Below are 18038 nucleotides of genomic sequence, written 5' to 3'. Positions count from 1 at the left end.
TATCTCACATAAACCGAAAAAGCCCGTTCGAAGGGCTTTCATGGACATCGAGTGTACGAATCGTACCAGTGAAGCCGTTTAAGCTTTCTAACTTACGGTAAACTGGATCGTTTTTTTGTCATTCCGACGATAGGAGGAATCTCAGGCTTGATTAGTGAGGAAGTTTGAGATTCCTCCTATCGTCGGAATGACAAAAAAACGATCATTTTCAGTTTATTCTAAAAGACACAAACAGCCTCATTATCAGTTTCCTTCCTTGAAAAATACCCGCTTAACCCGTTCGCTGATCCCCGTCAGTATTTCATAAGGAATTGTTTCCATCTGCTGAGCGAGGTCAGTTATGGGAAGTTCAGTACCAAAGATTGTGACTTCATCACCTTCGTTTGCCTGCGCCTTCGTCACATCGATCATGGTCATATCCATACACACGTTACCGACGGTTGGGCAGCGGGTTCCATTGACCCATACTTCTCCCCGACCGTTACCCAGCCGCCGGTCAAATCCGTCGGCATACCCAATCGCAATGGTCGCAATATGGGCATCATGATCCAGTACGCCACGACGACTATAGCCGATTGATTCGCCCGCCCGTACCGTTTTGATCTGGCTGATCACCGACCGCAGGGTTCCTACCGTCTGCAAGGCTGACTGATCGGTACCACTCGCTTCCACCCCATACAGGCCAATCCCCAACCGGACCATATCCAGTCGATAGTCGGGGAAACGAACGATGCCTGCCGAATTCAACAGATGGCGGGCAGGTCGGTAACCTAATTCGGCCTCCAATGCTTCGGTACAGCGTAAAAAGGTTTCGTATTGCCGCTTCGAGAACGAATTGAACTGGGCATCATCCGATCCTACCAAATGACTGAACACGGTTGCCACCTGCATAGCTGGATGTTGCTTAATATACTGGCCGACGGTAGCTATCTCCCCTTCCAGAAATCCCAGCCGATGCATTCCGGTGTCGATTTTTAAGTGTATGGGGCAGAGGGCAGAGGGCAGAGGGGAGTGTCCAGGTTCTTTTTCCCCCTGTCCTCTGCCTTCTGCAAGCCATTGACCCCATTCCCGCAACAGACGCATGCTGTAGATCTCGGGCTCAAGCTGGTATTCGAGCAGAGTTGAAAAGGTTTCGGGAGCCGGATTCATGACCATAATCGGCAAATGAACACCCTGTTGCCGGAGCGATACCCCTTCATCCGCGTAGGCTACTCCCAGGTAATCGACCCGGTGAAACTGGAGCAACTGAGCCACTTCGGCACTGCCACTTCCGTAGGCAAACGCTTTCACCATGACCATGATTTTGGTGTCGGCGCCAACTTTTCCCCGGTAAAAATTCAGGTTATGCGTCAGGGCATCCAGGTTGATTTCGAGCACTGTGCCATGTACCTTTCGCTCCAGACGGGCCACAATTCGTTCGAAAGAGAAGGGTCTAGCCCCTTTTACCAATACCGTGCTGTCGCGCAGATCATAAAATGGAAACTGGGAGAGAAAGGCATTCGTGTCTGGATAAAATCGACTATTGTCGGCAAAAAATGGTGCATTTCGGCTAACGACCGGACCGATCCCGACAAACTGGGATACCCCGTGCGTTTGCATCAAGTTACCCACCAACGCATAGAGTTCATTTTCGGGTTGGCCCGACTGCAACACATCCGACAGAATGACGACACGACGGGTACGGGTACTTTGTTGATTCAGATACTGTAACGCCAGTTGCAATCCGGCCACGTCGTTGTTGTATGAATCATCGATCAGAATGCTATTGTTGATACCCTCTTTTTGCTCCAGCCGCATCGAAACGGGCCGAAGTCGATTCAGGCGAAGCTGTAGCTCATCAACTGACCAGGTCCGTAACTGGAGCATCGTGACCAGGCAATGAATCAGGTTTTCGACCGAAGCCGGATCGGTAAACGGCAGCCTTAGCGTAAGCGTCTGGTCAGCTTTTGTCAGATGCAGCTGATCGGCCTGGACGGTTGCCTGATAGACAGCTTTCCGACCTGTCAATGACCAGGTAATCAGTCGCATATCGGGGTTTACGGCTTTCAACAACATGTTTACCTCTTCATCAATTTCGGAATAATCCGCCGAATAGATCAGGGTTTCGGCATGGATAAACAGTCGAAGTTTCTCGGCAATCTTTTGTTTCCGGGTTCGGAATCCTTCATCGTGTGCGGTACCGATATTGGTAAAGATGCCGATCGTTGGATGAATAATAGTTTCCAACGCTTTCATTTCGTGTGCTTTAGAGATACCGGCCTCAAAAACCCCCAGGGTGTGGTTTTCGGCCAGTTCATGCACCGACAGGGGTACACCTAGCTGGGAGTTATAACTCTTCGGGCTTTTGGCAATGACAAATCCCTGACTCGATGAGCCACCTTCGAGTAACTGTGCCAGCCATTCTTTCACAATGGTTTTGCCGTTGCTGCCTGTTATTCCAATAACCGGAATGTGAAATTGCCGCCGATGCTCGGCAGCCAGCGTTTGCAGCGTTTGCAGGCTACTGTCGACCTCCACAAACGTTGCTTCGGCATAAGCGAGCCATTCGGCCCGGCGCTCGGGTGTTAAAGCCGACCGCTCGACCACGAACTGACGAACACCTTTCTGGTATAATTCACCGATGTAATCGTGCCCATCGTGATGTTCACCCTGAATGGCAAAAAAAACGGCATCTACAGCGCTGCCCGTCACCTGCCTCGAATCGGTTAGCCACTGTTTATTGGTCAATTGAAATAACTTCGTTTTCATACTTTTTTACTAATTCGGTCATCGTCAGAGATAGATTAATCCGCATAATGCTTCTGACTATATACGACCATCTAATGACCTATTTGACTACATCCAGCCACGTCGTCGGAAATAGACGACCATACCAATCGTAACGGTTATCATAACACCCCACACCACAAAATACCCATTTCGTGAATGTAGTTCAGGCATATTGTCGAAATTCATACCATACACGCCTACGATGAACGTTAACGGCATGAAAACGGATGAAATAACGGTCAGCGTTTTCATGACAGTGTTCATGCGGTTGCTCACAATGGAATAATAGACGTCCATCATGCCCGAAATCAATTCGCGATAGGAATCCAGCGTTTCAATAACCTGAGTCATATGGTCGGCCAGGTCGCGCAGGTAAGGCAATGTATTATGCTGAATCAGGTCGGATTCTTCCCGCAACAAGGTGTTGGCAATATCGCGCACAGGATAAATGGTCCGCCGGATTATCGAAAGTTCTCGCTTGAGGGTGTAGAGGAAACCCAATGTTTGCTGCGAAACACGCTCCTGTACAAGCTGTTCCTCCAGTTCGTCCATCTTTTCCCCAATTCGTTCGGTAATCAGGAAATAATGGTCTACGATAACGTCCATGAGCGCATACAGCAGGTAATCGGCTCCGTTGCGTCGGGTTTTGCCCGAGGAAGCCTTAATGCGCTCAATGACGGGGTCAAAAATATCTTTCGTTCGCTCTTCCTGAAACGAAATCAGGTAATTCTTGCCCAACACCAGGCTCACATGCTCGACATCGATCTCCTGCTTTTGCCGACTATGATGCAGCATTTTCAGGGTTATAAACACGACTGGGCTAATTGGGCTTTTCAGTTTAACCCCATCGCTATTCTGTTTGTCCCCATCACCGTTGGTCGTCTGGGCATCGTAGGTGTCGATTTTGGGCTTCTGATCCGTATTCAATACATCTTCGAGCAATAACGGATGTAAATGATACTGTTGCCCCAGAGCGGCCACCACCTTTGGTTCGTGAATACCATCGACATCAATCCAGTTGATATAGGGTGTTGCCAAACCCGGTAGTCGGCAGGCGCTCAGCTTGCTGTTCTCATCAATCTGATAGTCAGTGGCATTGTATTCAATACGCTTGATTTTTGTCGCGTGTTCAATTTCAACGCCTACATAGGTAAGCGTTCCCGGCGATGTGCCCAGCAATTTTTCAGCCGAACGGTTGCGTCGACGTTTCGACATAGATTTTTCAGACAGCTCTCCAAACGGTCAGCTTTATTTTGGTGTCAAAGATAAACCAACTACTCACTGCGTTGTCAACTGTTTAAAAATTCGTACTTTACCGTTATGCTACGCCCTTTTCTGTTTCTCCTGATCGCGGCCTTCGTTGCTGCCTGTAGCAGTGGCAAAACGGCGTTTCGGCATGGCCATTATGATCTGGCGGTTCAACGAGCATCGCACCGGCTTCTGCAACGACCTGGCCTGAGTAAACGCGGCCATCGACTGGCCGCTGATGTCATCAAACAAGGCTTTCTAAAAGCTTACGAGCAGCACCAGTCTACCATACGAAAACTTTCCGGACTGACGAATCCTGATGCCTTTCGCTGGGAACAGGTATATAAAGAATATGAACAGCTACAATCTCTGACCGACAATGCCCGTCGGGCGTATAACTCCTCCTGCGCGGGCTGTGCAGACTGGCTGGCTTCGTACCCGGTTTCTTACCAGACCCAACAGAGCTATACGCGCCAACTGGCAGCCGCCGATCGGTATGACGTAGCAGAACAGGCGTTTGCCTATCGGGAAGAGAACCGCTTAGCCGCAAAGGATGCTTACCTGAATTATTTGAAAGCCATCGAATGGGTACCTGATTACCGACAGGCTCGGGCCAAAGCCGCCGAAGCGCTCGACTTTGCCATCCTTCGGGTCGTTATTGACCCTCTGAGCCCATCGCGTGAATTAAGCCGAAGCGATAATCAGGAGTTGAAGGAGCTGGTTTTCAGGAAAGTTAGCCAGAACACAGAGCCGTCAAAATTTGTGCGCCTTTATCCGATCAATGAGTTGGCTGTCGAGCTGATACTGGGCGATGGTTTCCCGATCCATCAGGCCGTGCAAATGCAGGTTACCGATTATAGGCCTTACCGCGAAGACGTTACAGCATCGTCGACTACGGTGTATAGCAACCAGTTGTATAAAGTGGGCGAAAAGAAAATCAACGACTCGACCAAAGTTGACATCATGCAGAAAGTGAGCGGTACGTTAACCACTCACCTACGCACAATAACCAGTAGACTTAGCTTAGGGATGCGGGCCATCGACGCGCAAACCGGGAAGGTGATTTGGGAAGACCCCATTAGCGAAAGTCGTAGCTGGCAAACCGAATGGCAAGAATTTTCAGGTGACAATCGGGCCCTGAATGGCCAGTCGCTAAAAAGTGCCGACCCTTTTCCACCCTCACGCTGGCAACTGTACAGCAGCATGCGGGATGAACTAGTCGATGATATAGCCCGACAATTACAGACACGCTATCGGCGAGATTAACTAACCGCCTACGTGATTCCACTTTTGTCAGCGCTGCTTTCTGGCTCTTTCTGTGATTCCTGTGGTGTCAGATGTGAGCATCTGACACCGTGAGGTTTCTCAAAACCTAGTGTATCGTTCGGTTTTGAGAAACCTCACGGTGTCGGTTTTAGAAACCGACACCACGCTAATCTATTCGTTTATTATCCCTATTTAGTTCATTCCACTTTCGTCAGCGCAGGTTTCTGGTTCTGGATGTATTTTAAGGCATAGTCCATAATTCGGTCCCGCTGTGTTAGTATATCCTCCACCGTAGGCTCTACCAGATGGTCGGGAATGATACCCCGATCGGTGTAGGGATACGCTGACACATTAGCCATGTTGAACCCAAACATGCCGATACCCAGGTCAATTTTTGAGTTTGGCAATTGCGTAATGGCAAATATCCCGCTGCTGTTCAGCTTATACCCTCCCCCGCTTTCCTGTCCGATAAATACCGCCCGCTTGTCGGCATGGATTCTGGCCGATAGTTCCGTCGTTACCGAAAAACTAGTGCCGTTGAGTAGGACATACAATTTACCGGCATAGGCACCCGCTTTGGGTTTGGTCGTATGTAATCCCTTGTGATGGGTAAACACATACGCATCACCCCGTTTTTTGACGACCATAAACTTGGCCATTCGGTAAAGTTTCGAGGACCAGGCTGGAAATGAAAAGCCTTTTTTCTGCCGCACGCTAATATGATCGTAGTACCGGAAGGGATGCTGGGCCAGATAACTGTACAGTTCAACACCCCACGATTCCTCTCCGCCTTCATTATTGCGCAGGTCAAGCACCAGATGCTGGATACCCTGCCGCTTAATTTCCCGAAACGACTCCGCCAGAAACGCCTTGTAATCCTGTTCTTTTTTAGCTCCCCAAAACCGTTCGATAGTCATTACGGCGGTCTGCTTATCGGGGAACGTTAGGCGATATGGCAATTGTGGTTTGCCTTTGTGTTGCTCGACATACGTTTTAATCGTTTGTTCCGTAACGGGGGCCAGGGTTACGGTTTGCGTTTCAGAGCCGAGTCGGTAAGCAACGTCGAAGGTGTCGGGCGCTCCGATAAACGTGGCGTAATAGCCAGAGAAGAAGTTGTTCAGGTCTTCCAGCTTACCCCCGATGCGATCTCCGTCAGCATAGGTCATATTGGGCAACAGGGTTTGAACGATACGCGCCATTGACTTTCCATTAATCGACATCACTTCCGCTCCGTTTGGCACCGAACCGGTCCCATAATTACCAACAATCCAGGCTTTTTCGCCAAGGAAATACAATTTAAGAGGAAACAACTTGTCGGTAGAAAACGGATAATGTTCATCCCGGCCCGACACGATCCATTTGATATGTCCATCCCGCAGCGCAACCAGTAAAGGAACCATAGTCACGTAAAACGCCTGCTGCGTCATGGGGCTATGCAACTGCGAAGCCGTAGCGGCAAACAGGGAATCGAAACGCGACTTTGGCGTATAACGATACATTTCGGGGTGGGCTTCGGCTAAGGCCGTTCGAAAACGTATGAAGTCCGTCTGGAGTTGTTCGGGCGTAAGCAATTGCGCCAGAACGGGTAGGCGAAGCAGGAAAATGAGTAGGCTGAGGTGCAGGATTCGGTTCATTAGTCGTTGTGTTTAATGGTGGAACAAAACTGGCGCGAACCGGTCGTTCTCAAAAGAAACCCGCAACCGAACAGCGCATTTTACCGCCCGAATCGTCGGTTTCATTCACCCAACCACCGCTTCAACTCCCCAGCTTTATCCCGACTGACTACGACCTCATCGTCAAAATTAGGTTGCAGGCTCACCTTGAGTTTTCCATTGAAATACAAATGCACCTTATCGACGGCTTCCAGTTCGGCAATCACCTGTCGATTGAGTCGAAAAAAACGCTGCGGATCAAGCATCTGCGCCAGTTCATCGATGGTGTAATCAACGAGCCATTCGTGATTGTCGCGGGTTTTCAGAAACGACAGTTTGTTCCGGCTGAAGAAATAAGCGATCTCATTGACACTGACCGAAAATAATCGCTGCCCCTGTTTGATCAGGAAACGGTCCCGGAAAGCCGTTGGCAGGGGCCGAAGGGCCACATAGGTCGATACCATAGACGTTTCGGATACCTGCCGAAATTGCTTAAGAAGATTCGCCAACGATGACTCCAATGCCGCATTGGTAACGGTCCCGGTCTGGCTAAGTACCTGGCGCAATCCGTGAAGCTTGGCAAGCGCCTGCCGTACATCCTCTTCTTTAATGGGTTTAAGCAGGTAGTCGATGCTGTTGACCTTGAAGGCTTTGATGGCGTATTCGTCGTAGGCTGTCGTAAAAATCACCGGACTGCTTATAGCTACCTGATTAAATATCTCGAAACTCTGACCGTCGGCCAGTTCAATATCCATAAAAATCAGGTCGGGATGTGGGTTAGTACGTAGCCAGTCTACCGACTCATCGACGCTCCCGGTCATGCCCAATACGCACAAGGAAGGGTCTATATCGAGTAAGAGCCGTTGCAGTTTCCGGGCGGTCGGTTCTTCGTCTTCAATGATGAGAATAGTCATAGCGCGCTTCCTGAATAAGTGGAACAGTAACCTGAAAACAATCGTCCGATTGGTTAATCACCACATCGGGTTGCCCCAGCAGTCGATATTTGGTAATGATATTGGAGAGCCCTGTCCGGTTGGAGGGGACTATGTTCTGTTTTCGGCGAACGGTATTTTTGACAATAAGATGTGCATTTTCGTCGGTGTAAATCTGAATCAGCAGCGGTTTGCCAGGCAAAGCTGCGTTATGCTTCACGGCATTTTCAACCAGCAGCTGCAAGGTTAACGGCGGAATAAGCAAGGTGTAAAAACGCGCTTCGACGGTAATATCCAGTTCTACACTACGACCAAAACGCATTTGCAACAGGTGGAAATAAGCTCGAATAAACTGGAGTTCGGTAACCAGTGGGGTAAGCAGTTGTTCGTTCGTTTGCAGTACATACCGATACACCGATGCCAGCTCTTCGATGAACCGCTCGGCCTGCTTCGGGTTTTCGACTACCAGTGACGAAAGCGCACTGAGGCTATTGAACAGAAAATGCGGATTGATCTGGGCTTTCAGTGAATCGAGCTGGCTCTGGAGCGCTTCTTTCTTGAGCTGCTCGGCTTCGTAATACGTTACCCACCATTGTCGATACAGGTAACGGGCTTCGTAAATGGTTGCCAATGGTATTACAAACAACAACGGAATCAGGGTATTGACCCAATAGGCTCGCTCCGACATGGGATATCCCCAGAACTGGGTTCGATCATAGAAATAGACGATGGCGATCCGCTGAATGACCATCGTCACGACAAACCAAAGCACCTGAATGGCTATGCGCTGGCTGGTCTGGTTTAAGCGCGGATACCGTTTACGAGCCTGTAAAATACCCAGCCGGGCAACCTCCCACACCAATACACACTCCACCAGACTTACTCCCAAGGCAAACCCTCGGCTAATGTGCCGGGCATCATTGTCGGGCTGAAAAAAGATAAAGTTCGAGACGATTGAGATGAGCGGCACGCCGACCAGACGCAACCAGCGATCGTTCAGTTTTTCCATCATCCGTAAATATCTTTCAACAGACTTTACTACGAAAGAAAAACCCTACTGAACTGTTGAGAAATGCACCCAGACCGTCGGAATTTCGCGCTTCAATCAGCCTCCATGCTGTACCTTTGTGTATAGATATTCTCCTTGATTTGGCCCACTCCATCTGGGCATTCTGGCTATGCAACCGATCGAACCCGCTATCCTAACCCACCTTGCTCAGGACCCGACGATGGCCCGGCTGATTGCCGAGACACCCAATCCGAAAATTTTCAATGAGTATGCCGACGATGTCTATCTGGCTTTGCTGGAAAGCATTGTGTCGCAACAGATTTCGGTAAAAGCGGCTGATGCTATTTTTGCCCGGTTCTGTGCCCTTTTCCCCGACAAGTACCCACAGGCGGATGCACTCCTTTTGAAAACAACGGAGGAGTTGCGCAGTGCCGGACTATCATCCCAGAAAATCAACTATCTGCAAAGTGTAGCTGAATTTTCGCTGACGAATTCCCTGGCCCGAACGCATCTCGACACCATGACCGATGAGGCCATTGTCCAGTACTTAATACCGATCAAAGGGGTTGGTCGGTGGACGGTGGAAATGCTGCTGATGTTCGTTCTGGACCGGCCCGATGTGTTTCCCATCGACGATCTGGTGATTCGACAGCGGATGCTTCTGGCCTATCCTGAACAAACACAGGGACTTACTGGCCGGGCACTTTACAAAGTACTACACGAAATAGCGGATTCCTGGCGTCCGTACCGCACCACGGCAAGTCGGTATCTGTGGCGCTGGAAACCAGGGAAGTAAATGAATAATGGATAATGCGCGTAAGGACTACCCTTATTCATTATTCATTATTCATGTACTTGCGTTCTATCAGCCGTTCAGAATCGACTTCATTTTCTTCTGGATGAAATCGGTGGCGTATTGGGGATTGAAGCGATAGAGTAGATCCAGAAATCGGGCATCACTTCCAACAGTTACGCGGAACTTGTTCTTTTCAATTGCGCCCAAAATTATCTCAGCCGCTTTGGGTGCAGGCAACGGCTTTATGCTCGAATTGCTTTTTTGATTACTGCTAGGTTTCGGTTTACCCAATCCCGAGTTTTCGGTAATGTTGGTGGCAATAGCACCCGGAAAGACAACCGTTACCCGGACGTTCGTATCAACCAGTTCGGCATATAATCCTTCAGTAAATAACTTGACAGCCGCTTTGGCGGCCCCATAGATCGTTTGGCCCGGTACGGGTAGAAAGCCCCCCATGCTCGATACATTCACAATATGCGCTTCAGGGCGTTGTAGAAACAGGGGTAGGAAAGCTCTGGTCAGGTAAACTGTACCGTAAAAATTCACATTCATGACCCGCTCAATATCGGTATTCGCAAGGTCTTTGACGTGTTTAAACGGCTGAATGATCCCCGCATTATTGATCAGACCATCGACCGCACCAAAATGACCGATTACGTCCCTGGGCAAAGCGTCTACTTTTCCTATGTCGGTAATATCCAGCGTAAAACCTTTGAATCGATCGTCTCCTACACCGGCAATGGACTGTGTTTCCTGTAATGCACTGGCATGGATGTCGATACCTGCTACATTGGCTCCTCTCCTTAGTAATTGCAGGGCCAGTTCGCGACCGATGCCGCTTCCAGCTCCTGTTAAAACAAACGTTTTGCCCGTTATCTGCATCGTTTTCAGTAGTTGATTTGTGAATGGACGAAAAAGAAGATGCCACGAGAATGGTGATTTACCCCGCCCGTGGCATCTGCTGTCTGTATTCCTTTAGCTTGATATTACGGCTTTACGCGCAAGGCAGTCGAATCAAACATGCCCATGAGTGAGCCTTTCAGATGATCGTCATCGACTTTATCAAGGTTTACATTTATATCCATTCCCTGGGCTACAAAGTAGATAGTCAGCTTATTGGCTTCTTCTTCAATTTTGGAAATGGGGATCGCTTCGGGACGTTTGCCGGTTGGATCTTTCAATTCACCGGTTAGTTTACCGTCTTTTCTAACGAGCTCGGTTACCATTTTGGCATCACCATCGGGGGTTCCCATTACGGTAATTTCCCACTTTCCGGCAAAAAAGTCGGTTGGTGGAGTTGCTGCCTGCGAAAAGCCTTTAACGGAGACGAACAGAAAGAAAAGGAACAGGATTGTGCTTACTTTTTTCATACTTGGATTGGTTTTAACGTAAATAAAAATTTTAGGGTTGAGCACTTCTTTATCATTTCACGGCCGCCGTAGCGGATGCACTTGTTGCCGTCAGCACGCGAACGGGGCCCAGCAAACCGGATGGCAGTAACGGCGAATCGGGTCGGTAGAAAGGCATGGTCGTGAACGTAACTTTGCTTTTGACACCCGGCTGCGCATCGCCAATCAAGCGATTTACCCACAGGTTCGTGACGTTTACCTGTACCGTATTGCGTCCTGCTTTCAGCGCGTCGGTGATGTCGATGCGGAACGGTTTTTTCCAGACCGTACCTACGTTTTTGCCGTTCACCATCACCTCGGCAATATTTTTCACCTCACCTAGTTCAAGGATGTATGACTTGCCTTTCGTGAAAGCGGGTAATTCAAAGGTATTTTCGTAGGCGGCTGTTCCCGAGAAATACTTGATGCCTGAATCAGCATTCTCAGATAATGAAGCCAACGTATTCATAGTCGCCTGGGCAGGTGCGCCCCGACCTTCCTGGAAGCGAACGGTCCAGGGACTCTCGATGCGGGCTACCTGCGCTTCGGTCACCGCTGGTTTAGTGTAGGAAGCCACCGTTGCCTTGTCGTGGAAAACGATGAAGTAAGCATCCCACGACTCGAACTTTAGCGGTACGATGGTCCGGCCGTCTTTGATCTGATAGGATACTTTCTCGACTTTGCCCGTTTCGGGGTGCCATAATTCCGGCACCTTGCCCGTCACACGGAAGCTAACCGTGGCTTCGTTAGTTGTTTCGCTCCGATTGTCGAGCCAGTACAGATCTGTATCGGCTGTTTGGCGATGCACATACAGAATCGGTGCCTTTGCACCCGAAATATCTGCATCTTTAGCCACATTAATTTTTACCAGCTTAGCCGCAATCGGTCCGGTCGATACATTCGGGTTGTTCCAGATTTGTGTTGCCAGCGCCGTAAACTCAGCGGCATTGTCGGTCAGGCTGGGCGTACGCTGTGGTTTTGCGCCCACTACATGCATACCCGCTTTGACCAGTTCGCCCAGCTTTTTAAGTACGGGCAGGGTCATGGTCTGCGCTGTCGAATCAAGAACGAGCAGCCGATATTGCTGACCGCTGGGGGCCGTGATTTTACCATCCTGCATCCGAAGGGCCTCCTTCAACACTGTCGAATTGGCAAAGTCGAACGCATATCCTGGAATGGTCGGTAATTTTTGCGCGAAAGCCTGTGTGATGTTGTTGTTTTCGCCGTAATAGTAGAGCACATCCACAACGGGTTTGCCCTGCTGGAGCAGAAAACAGCTACGCCCCAGATAACCCGTCCACGCTTTTGCCTGCTCGGCCCATGTTTCCTGACGGGTGAAATACTGCCCGAAAGGCCCTAGCGAAAAACCGGGTTTTTTGTCGTCGAGGGGTTGGTGCACGGATGTATGAATAACAAACCGGTTCAGGCCCGATGCCATTTCCAGGTCGGCGGTACGTTTGAGTTTTTCGGGATGCCAGCTAAAGCCATTCTGAACAGAGGTCATCGACTCGGCGGCTACCAGATTTTGCCCGTAGATGTGGGCCACCGAAGCAGCCTCCCGAATATCGGCCTCACTACGGACCTCTTCGTCGCTCCCCCCGGCCAGACTACCCGGCGTCCACATGGCCGACATCGGAATATCGGCCTTGCGCTTTACATCCATGCCGTCGGCCAGATAGATACGGCCGTTTTCGTGCGACTCCGTGTAGCGCTTCATGCCACGGGCGTGCAGGGCATCGCCAATGACTTCGTAATGGCTTTCAACAATCAGTTCGCCGATGGTTTTGCGGAAGTCCCATAAGAATTTTTCACTCGCTTCGGCACTGCGTATGATCCGACCCGTCAGTACCGGAATCCAGGGGCGCATGTCGTAACCTCGTCGCTTCTGAAACTCCTCGGGCATGGTTTTGGTCCAGGTCATGTGCCCGGCTTCGTAACTATCCAGCACCATGTACTCAAGTCCTTTTGCTCCCAACTGGTCGCCGGTAGCATCTTTGTACATGTCCAGATAGGTGTCGATGTATTTTCTGACGGCTACTTTATCGAGCTTATCAACCTCCAGACCCGTCGCTTCGGGGGAAGCGGGGTGATTTTTGCGGCCGGTGATCGAATAACCTAACCGCAGCACCACCCAGTTGCCAGCCGGTGGCGTCCAGTTCAGCGTACCATCGGCACTCATTTTTGACGTCAGATCAACGACATCGTCGGTCGGAATGGCATCGGCATTGGGTTGTACCAGCGAGTGCGTACTTTCTTTCCAGGCGCTAAAGCCAGCTTTTTGCTCAAAAAGATCTACGCGGTCGGTGTTGTGCAGCACCAGCTCGGCTACGGGTACACCCTGCGGCTTACCGGGTTCCGAACGACCACCCATCATAGCGGCAAACGGATTGCCTTCCGGCTTTTCGGTCTTAAACGTAAACCGGAAATACTTACCTGTGGCTGGCAAAATAGCCATGGTGCTTTGGGGTACCGTACTACCCCGGATGATGACCACATCCCGGAAGTTAACCCCATCGTCGCTTACTTTCAGCGTTCGGTTGTCGGGCATTCCCCGGAATTCGGCCAGTTCACCTGCTGCGGGAGCGCCCACAATGGTAAACGCCTTGAACGTTTGCGGACTGTCGAACTCGTACTGAATCCACATATCCTGTCCTACTTCCATCGGCGGCAGCATGGTCGTTTTCGCCAGATCACCATCCGTCAGATCGGCCAGGTTGAACTGCCCTCCGCTCGACGTTATTTTCGGATTGAAGGCACTCAGGGGCTTTTCGGCTGCAGGCAGGCGGTAAGCAACAACGACCGCATCGGCATAATAAGTTGGCGCGTCCTCCGACGACTGGCTGAGAATTCTATCGGGAACCAGCGCTACATTCTGAAATTTGCCCGTAGCGTTCGGTGGCTGGGGTAGCTTGCCCGAAAAGGCTTGTCCACCCGTTACCCGCGTTTCCGACCAGACGTACTTTTTCATAGCGTCGCTGGCCGGGACCCACGGGCCACCTGTTACGCTCCAGCCTGGCGAACCGGCAATGGCCATTTCGAGCCCGAGTTTTTTGGCCAGATCGGTCGTGTGTTTGAAGGCGTCTTTCCATTCGGGGGTCATGAACACCAGTTTTTTGGGCGTTACGGCGGGTGTCATCAGGCTTGCATCGAAGTTCTGAAAACCACCGATACCCACACGCTTCATCCATTCAAGGTCTTTGGTGATGCCTTCTTTGGTAATGTTGCCGTTCATCCAGTGCCACCAGACACGGGGTTTGGCAGCGTTGGGCGGTGACTGAAAACCCGTTTGCAGGGTCGAAGGCTGCGCCAGTACGAAGGCCGGAAGCATCCAGGCCAGAAAGGTTAACTTTTTCATGGTAAGAAAGGGTAAAGGATTGAGGATTCGTCTCAGATCATTTCTGAAGCAACCTAATAACCTGAGACGAATCCTCTTTCATAGACTTACCTCATTGAGCACCCGGCGTAAGAACCGCTTCGACACCCATCACCACCATTAGACTTCCGGCCGCTTTAGAAGGATTGACGAACACCAGATACACATCGTGCGGCTTGTTGTCGACAGGAGCCGGTAGCTTAACCGGAACACTCAATTGATTTGGCTTGAAGTCCATTTTATCGGACGGCTCCAGCATGGCCGATTCGCCGATGAGCTTACCCGTTGGGCTATCCAGGTGGGCTTCTACCTTACCCCCAACAGCATTGAGTTGAGGCTTGGGCGCTGTGGCCATGACGCGAAACTCCGATACACCGGCCAGATCGACCTGTTTCATACCCATATACGCGCCCGATTTGGATGGAATAGCGAGATTATTACCACCGAACGCCATTTTATTGACGTTGTCGTAAGTGTCGAAACCATGTGCGTCCAGCATGGCATTGCGGAGCATAAACGTCTGTTCCGACCGGAGCGAAGGCAGCCCTTTAGCCCCTTTGTCTTCGTAAGACGCCCGAACAATGTATACACCTTTGCCCTTATCGCCCGCCGGAATTTTGGCGGTGTAGTTGCCCTTGGCAGGCAATGAGTTGGTAGCAGACTCGCTCGACAGGCTCAGTACGTACTTCACCATTTCGGAAGCATCAGTGGCCGATAGCTGCGGATGTGCCGACATCGGGGTTTCGCCCCACACACCTGCCCCACCGGCAATTACTTTCTTGGTCAGCCGCTCCAGCGCCGAGTTATCGCCTTTATATTTTTTCGCTACGTCAGCATAAGCTGGTCCAATGGACTTCTTGTTGATGCTGTGGCAGGCCTTACAGTCGCTGCCTTCAAGCAGTTTTTTACCAGTTGCCAGTAAGGCACCCGCATCGGCCGACCGGTGCCCCTGGGCAATGGCAACCTTATCGAACCCTTCGGGCAGGTAATCAATATTGACGGCTACGCGCTCAGGATCAATGCCTTTACCCAACGTACCATCTTCTTTGTCGCTCACCTTAACATCGTAAGCGAATGGCTTATTGGCTACGTAGAACGACTTGTTGGCACCCGGCATATCCAGACTCAGAACGGGCGCTTCGTTGCCCACCGTAATGTCCATCGACTGCGAAGCGGTACCGCCTTTACCATCATTCACGGTCAGTGTGGCTTTGTAAACGCCCACTTTATCCAGCGTCAGGTTCGCGTCGGGGGTGTTGACCACTTTGCTGTAGCCATTTTTCGACGTAATCTTCCAGGAATAGGTCAGGGCATCGCCGTCGGCGTCTTCAGTGCCTTTCGAACTCAGTTTCAGCGCCAGTGGTGCCGAACCGCCCATTTTGTTAGCAACCGCCTGTATCTGCGGTTTGCGGTTGCCGCCGTTATACTCAATCCGAATCAGCCGGGCGTCGTCGTTGGCCGTAAACCAGCCCGAACCATATTCGAGCATATAGAGGTCACCGTTATCGGCAAATTCCATATCCATCGGGTTGCTGAATTTGTAGCTTGGCATAAACCGCTCCATCGATACGTAGTTGCCTTCCCGGTCCATCGTGACGGCCATAATCCAGCCGCGCATCCAGTCGTAGGTAATCAGTTTATCGTTGTAGTAATTCGGGAATGCATGGGGTGCATTTTTGAAGTCTTCGCTGTAAAACACCGGCCCGGCCATGGCATTCCGGCCACCGGCACCCACCAGCGGAAACTCCGGCGATGCGTCGTATGGATACCAGATAAACGCCTTTTGCGCGGGAGGCAGCACCTTCAAACCCGTGTTGTTGGGCGAGTTGTTCGTAGGAGCGTTGGCGTCCCACTTTTCACCCGACTTACTGGCGGCAAAATCGTATTTGTTATAGGCTTTGTTGTCGCCCACAAAATGCGGCCAGCCGAAGTTGCCGGCTTTACGAGCCTGCCCCACTTCATCATGTCCGGCAGGTCCACGGTTCGGATCAGGTTTGGCAGCATCGGGCCCCACTTCGCCCCAATACAGGTAGCCCGTTTTCTTGTCGACCGAGATACGGAACGGGTTGCGGTGCCCCATCGTGTAAATTTCCGGGCGGGTCTGGGCGGTGCCTTTGGCGAACAGGTTACCGTCGGGAATGGTGTAGGTGCCGTTCGCTTCGGGATGGATACGGATAATTTTACCCCGCAGGTCGTTCGTATTGGCCGACGATTTCTGGGCATCCCACGGACCGCGACCTTCGCGTTCGTCGCTGGGGCTGTAGCCGTTCGACGCGTGCGGATTGGTGTTGTCGCCCGTCGACAGATACAGGTTTCCGGCTTTATCCCAGGCAATAGAACCTCCCGTATGGCAGCACTCTTCACGTTGGGTCGGTACGTCGAGCATAACTTTCTTCGACGCCATGTCCAGTTCATCACCTTTCAGTTCGAAGCGGGCCAGTACGTTTTTCGATTCCTCGGGAACCGAATAGTAGAGGTAAATCCAGTGGTTCTGGGCAAAGTTCGGGTCTTTGTTCAGGCCAAGCAGCCCATCTTCCCCCATCGACTCCTTACCTTCCTTACTCACGTATTTGGTGCTGACCGGAATTTTGGTGATCGTCTTGAGTTCTTTGGTTTTGGTATTGTACAAACGAACCTCGCCTTTGCGCTGAATAAACAGGATTCGCCCGTCGCCCAGTACGCTCAGTTCCATCGGCTCGTCCAGTTTTTCGGCCAGCACTACTTTCGAGAAACGGTTTTCTTCCGGCCGGGCTTTGGCAAAGTTTAGCGGCTTCGGATTGTCGCCACCCGTAGTGTACTGAATACCCGACCAGAGGTGATTCAAAAACAGCGGTTCCGAAAAGGTTTCGTCGGTATGGCCCATGGCGGTGTAAAAAGCGCGTCCACCGTCGAACTCCTGATACCAGCTCATGGGGTGATTGTCACCATTTTTGCCACCCTGATAGGTCTTTTCGTCGATTTTAAGCACGACGTTGATCTTGGGCGAAATATTCTTAAAGCTGTAAAACTCGTCGGTGCGATCAAACTCATCCGGCATACCTTTGGTAGCCCAGTGGTTTTTCATGGCCACGATGAATTTCCCTTTCTGCACATTATTGGGCATGGGGTGATCCAGAAAATAAGCCCCCGCCAGATTACCATACCACGGCCATTCATACTCGGTATCGGTGGCCGCGTGAATTCCGACGTAGCCGCCCCCCGCCTGAATGTATCGCTCAAACGCACTTTGCTGCTCATTATTGAGGATATCGCCTGTGGTGTTCAGAAATACGACGGTATTGTACTTTTTTAGATTGGCTTCGTTGAACTGGCTGGCATCCTCCGTGAAGTTCACACCAAAGCTCTTTTCACCGGCCATCTTCGCCAACGCTTTCTTGCCTGCTTCAATGGACTGGTGCCGGAAAGCGGCCGTTTTGCTGAAGACAAGAACGTTAAGTTTAGGTGTTTGAGCAAAAGCCGCATGCATCAATAGCCATAAACCGCAAAGTATGGCACTGATCCTTAGAGAGTTTACTTTCATAAAGTACTGGGGATTTTTACTGTTGTCGGGCAAATGTAAAAAATAAAAATTATTATTGTCTAAAATTTAGACAATAAATTTTATC

11 protein-coding genes are annotated in these 18038 nt (G+C 50.7%); 2 read left to right on the top strand and 9 right to left on the bottom strand.

Translation table 11 applies throughout. From position 1 onward, the window contains the following. Positions 1-243: 243 nt before the first annotated feature. Both ACYVFD_RS24660 and corA read right to left on the bottom strand, forming a co-directional pair. Positions 244-2748 carry a bifunctional UDP-N-acetylmuramoyl-tripeptide:D-alanyl-D-alanine ligase/alanine racemase gene (locus tag ACYVFD_RS24660; RefSeq protein ID WP_461093173.1) on the bottom strand — a complete coding sequence of 835 codons (2505 nt, stop codon included), beginning with the start codon at positions 2746-2748 and terminating at the stop codon, positions 244-246. Positions 2749-2835: 87 nt separating this feature from the next. Beyond that, positions 2836-3984 carry a magnesium/cobalt transporter CorA gene (gene corA, locus ACYVFD_RS24655; RefSeq protein ID WP_461093172.1) on the bottom strand — a complete coding sequence of 383 codons (1149 nt, stop codon included), beginning with the start codon at positions 3982-3984 and terminating at the stop codon, positions 2836-2838. Positions 3985-4089: 105 nt separating this feature from the next. On the opposite strand from corA, the gene ACYVFD_RS24650 reads away from it, so the two are divergent. Continuing rightward, entirely contained in the window at positions 4090-5283 is a 1194-nt protein-coding gene (locus ACYVFD_RS24650; protein ID WP_461093171.1) for a hypothetical protein, read from the top strand. 197 nt (positions 5284-5480) lie between these two features. On the opposite strand, the gene ACYVFD_RS24645 is transcribed toward ACYVFD_RS24650, so the two are convergent. From ACYVFD_RS24645 to ACYVFD_RS24635, 3 genes are all read right to left on the bottom strand, one after another. Next, positions 5481-6917: a S41 family peptidase gene (locus ACYVFD_RS24645; protein WP_461093170.1), complete on the bottom strand. Its 1437-nt coding sequence runs from the start codon at positions 6915-6917 to the stop codon at positions 5481-5483. A gap of 101 nt (positions 6918-7018) precedes the next feature. After that, complete coding sequence (locus tag ACYVFD_RS24640) at positions 7019-7849, bottom strand: LytR/AlgR family response regulator transcription factor (RefSeq protein WP_461093169.1); 831 nt, start codon at positions 7847-7849, stop codon at positions 7019-7021. Then, positions 7830-8879 carry a sensor histidine kinase gene (locus ACYVFD_RS24635; RefSeq protein ID WP_461093168.1) on the bottom strand — a complete coding sequence of 350 codons (1050 nt, stop codon included), beginning with the start codon at positions 8877-8879 and terminating at the stop codon, positions 7830-7832. The genes ACYVFD_RS24640 and ACYVFD_RS24635 overlap by 20 nt, the downstream gene beginning before the upstream one ends. A 166-nt stretch (positions 8880-9045) precedes the next feature. On the opposite strand from ACYVFD_RS24635, the gene ACYVFD_RS24630 reads away from it, so the two are divergent. Further along, positions 9046-9672, top strand: coding sequence for a DNA-3-methyladenine glycosylase family protein (locus tag ACYVFD_RS24630; protein ID WP_461093167.1), 627 nt, complete (start codon positions 9046-9048; stop codon positions 9670-9672). Between the two features lie 69 nt (positions 9673-9741). Here the strand turns inward: ACYVFD_RS24630 and ACYVFD_RS24625 are convergent, their stop codons facing one another. The 4 genes from ACYVFD_RS24625 to ACYVFD_RS24610 form a co-directional block, all read right to left on the bottom strand. Then, complete coding sequence (locus tag ACYVFD_RS24625; RefSeq protein WP_461093166.1) at positions 9742-10554, bottom strand: SDR family NAD(P)-dependent oxidoreductase; 813 nt, start codon at positions 10552-10554, stop codon at positions 9742-9744. A gap of 104 nt (positions 10555-10658) precedes the next feature. Next, entirely contained in the window at positions 10659-11042 is a 384-nt protein-coding gene (locus ACYVFD_RS24620) for a hypothetical protein (protein WP_461093165.1), read from the bottom strand. Positions 11043-11094: 52 nt separating this feature from the next. Further along, entirely contained in the window at positions 11095-14415 is a 3321-nt protein-coding gene (locus ACYVFD_RS24615) for a glycosyl hydrolase (protein WP_461093164.1), read from the bottom strand. A 91-nt stretch (positions 14416-14506) separates the two neighbouring features. Next, complete coding sequence (locus ACYVFD_RS24610) at positions 14507-17953, bottom strand: ThuA domain-containing protein (protein ID WP_461093163.1); 3447 nt, start codon at positions 17951-17953, stop codon at positions 14507-14509. Positions 17954-18038 lie beyond the last annotated feature (85 nt).

The organism is Spirosoma gilvum, from assembly GCF_054776815.1.
The sequence above is the reverse complement of the archived record's forward strand: the minus strand, read 5'-3'. Positions and strand labels throughout refer to the sequence as shown.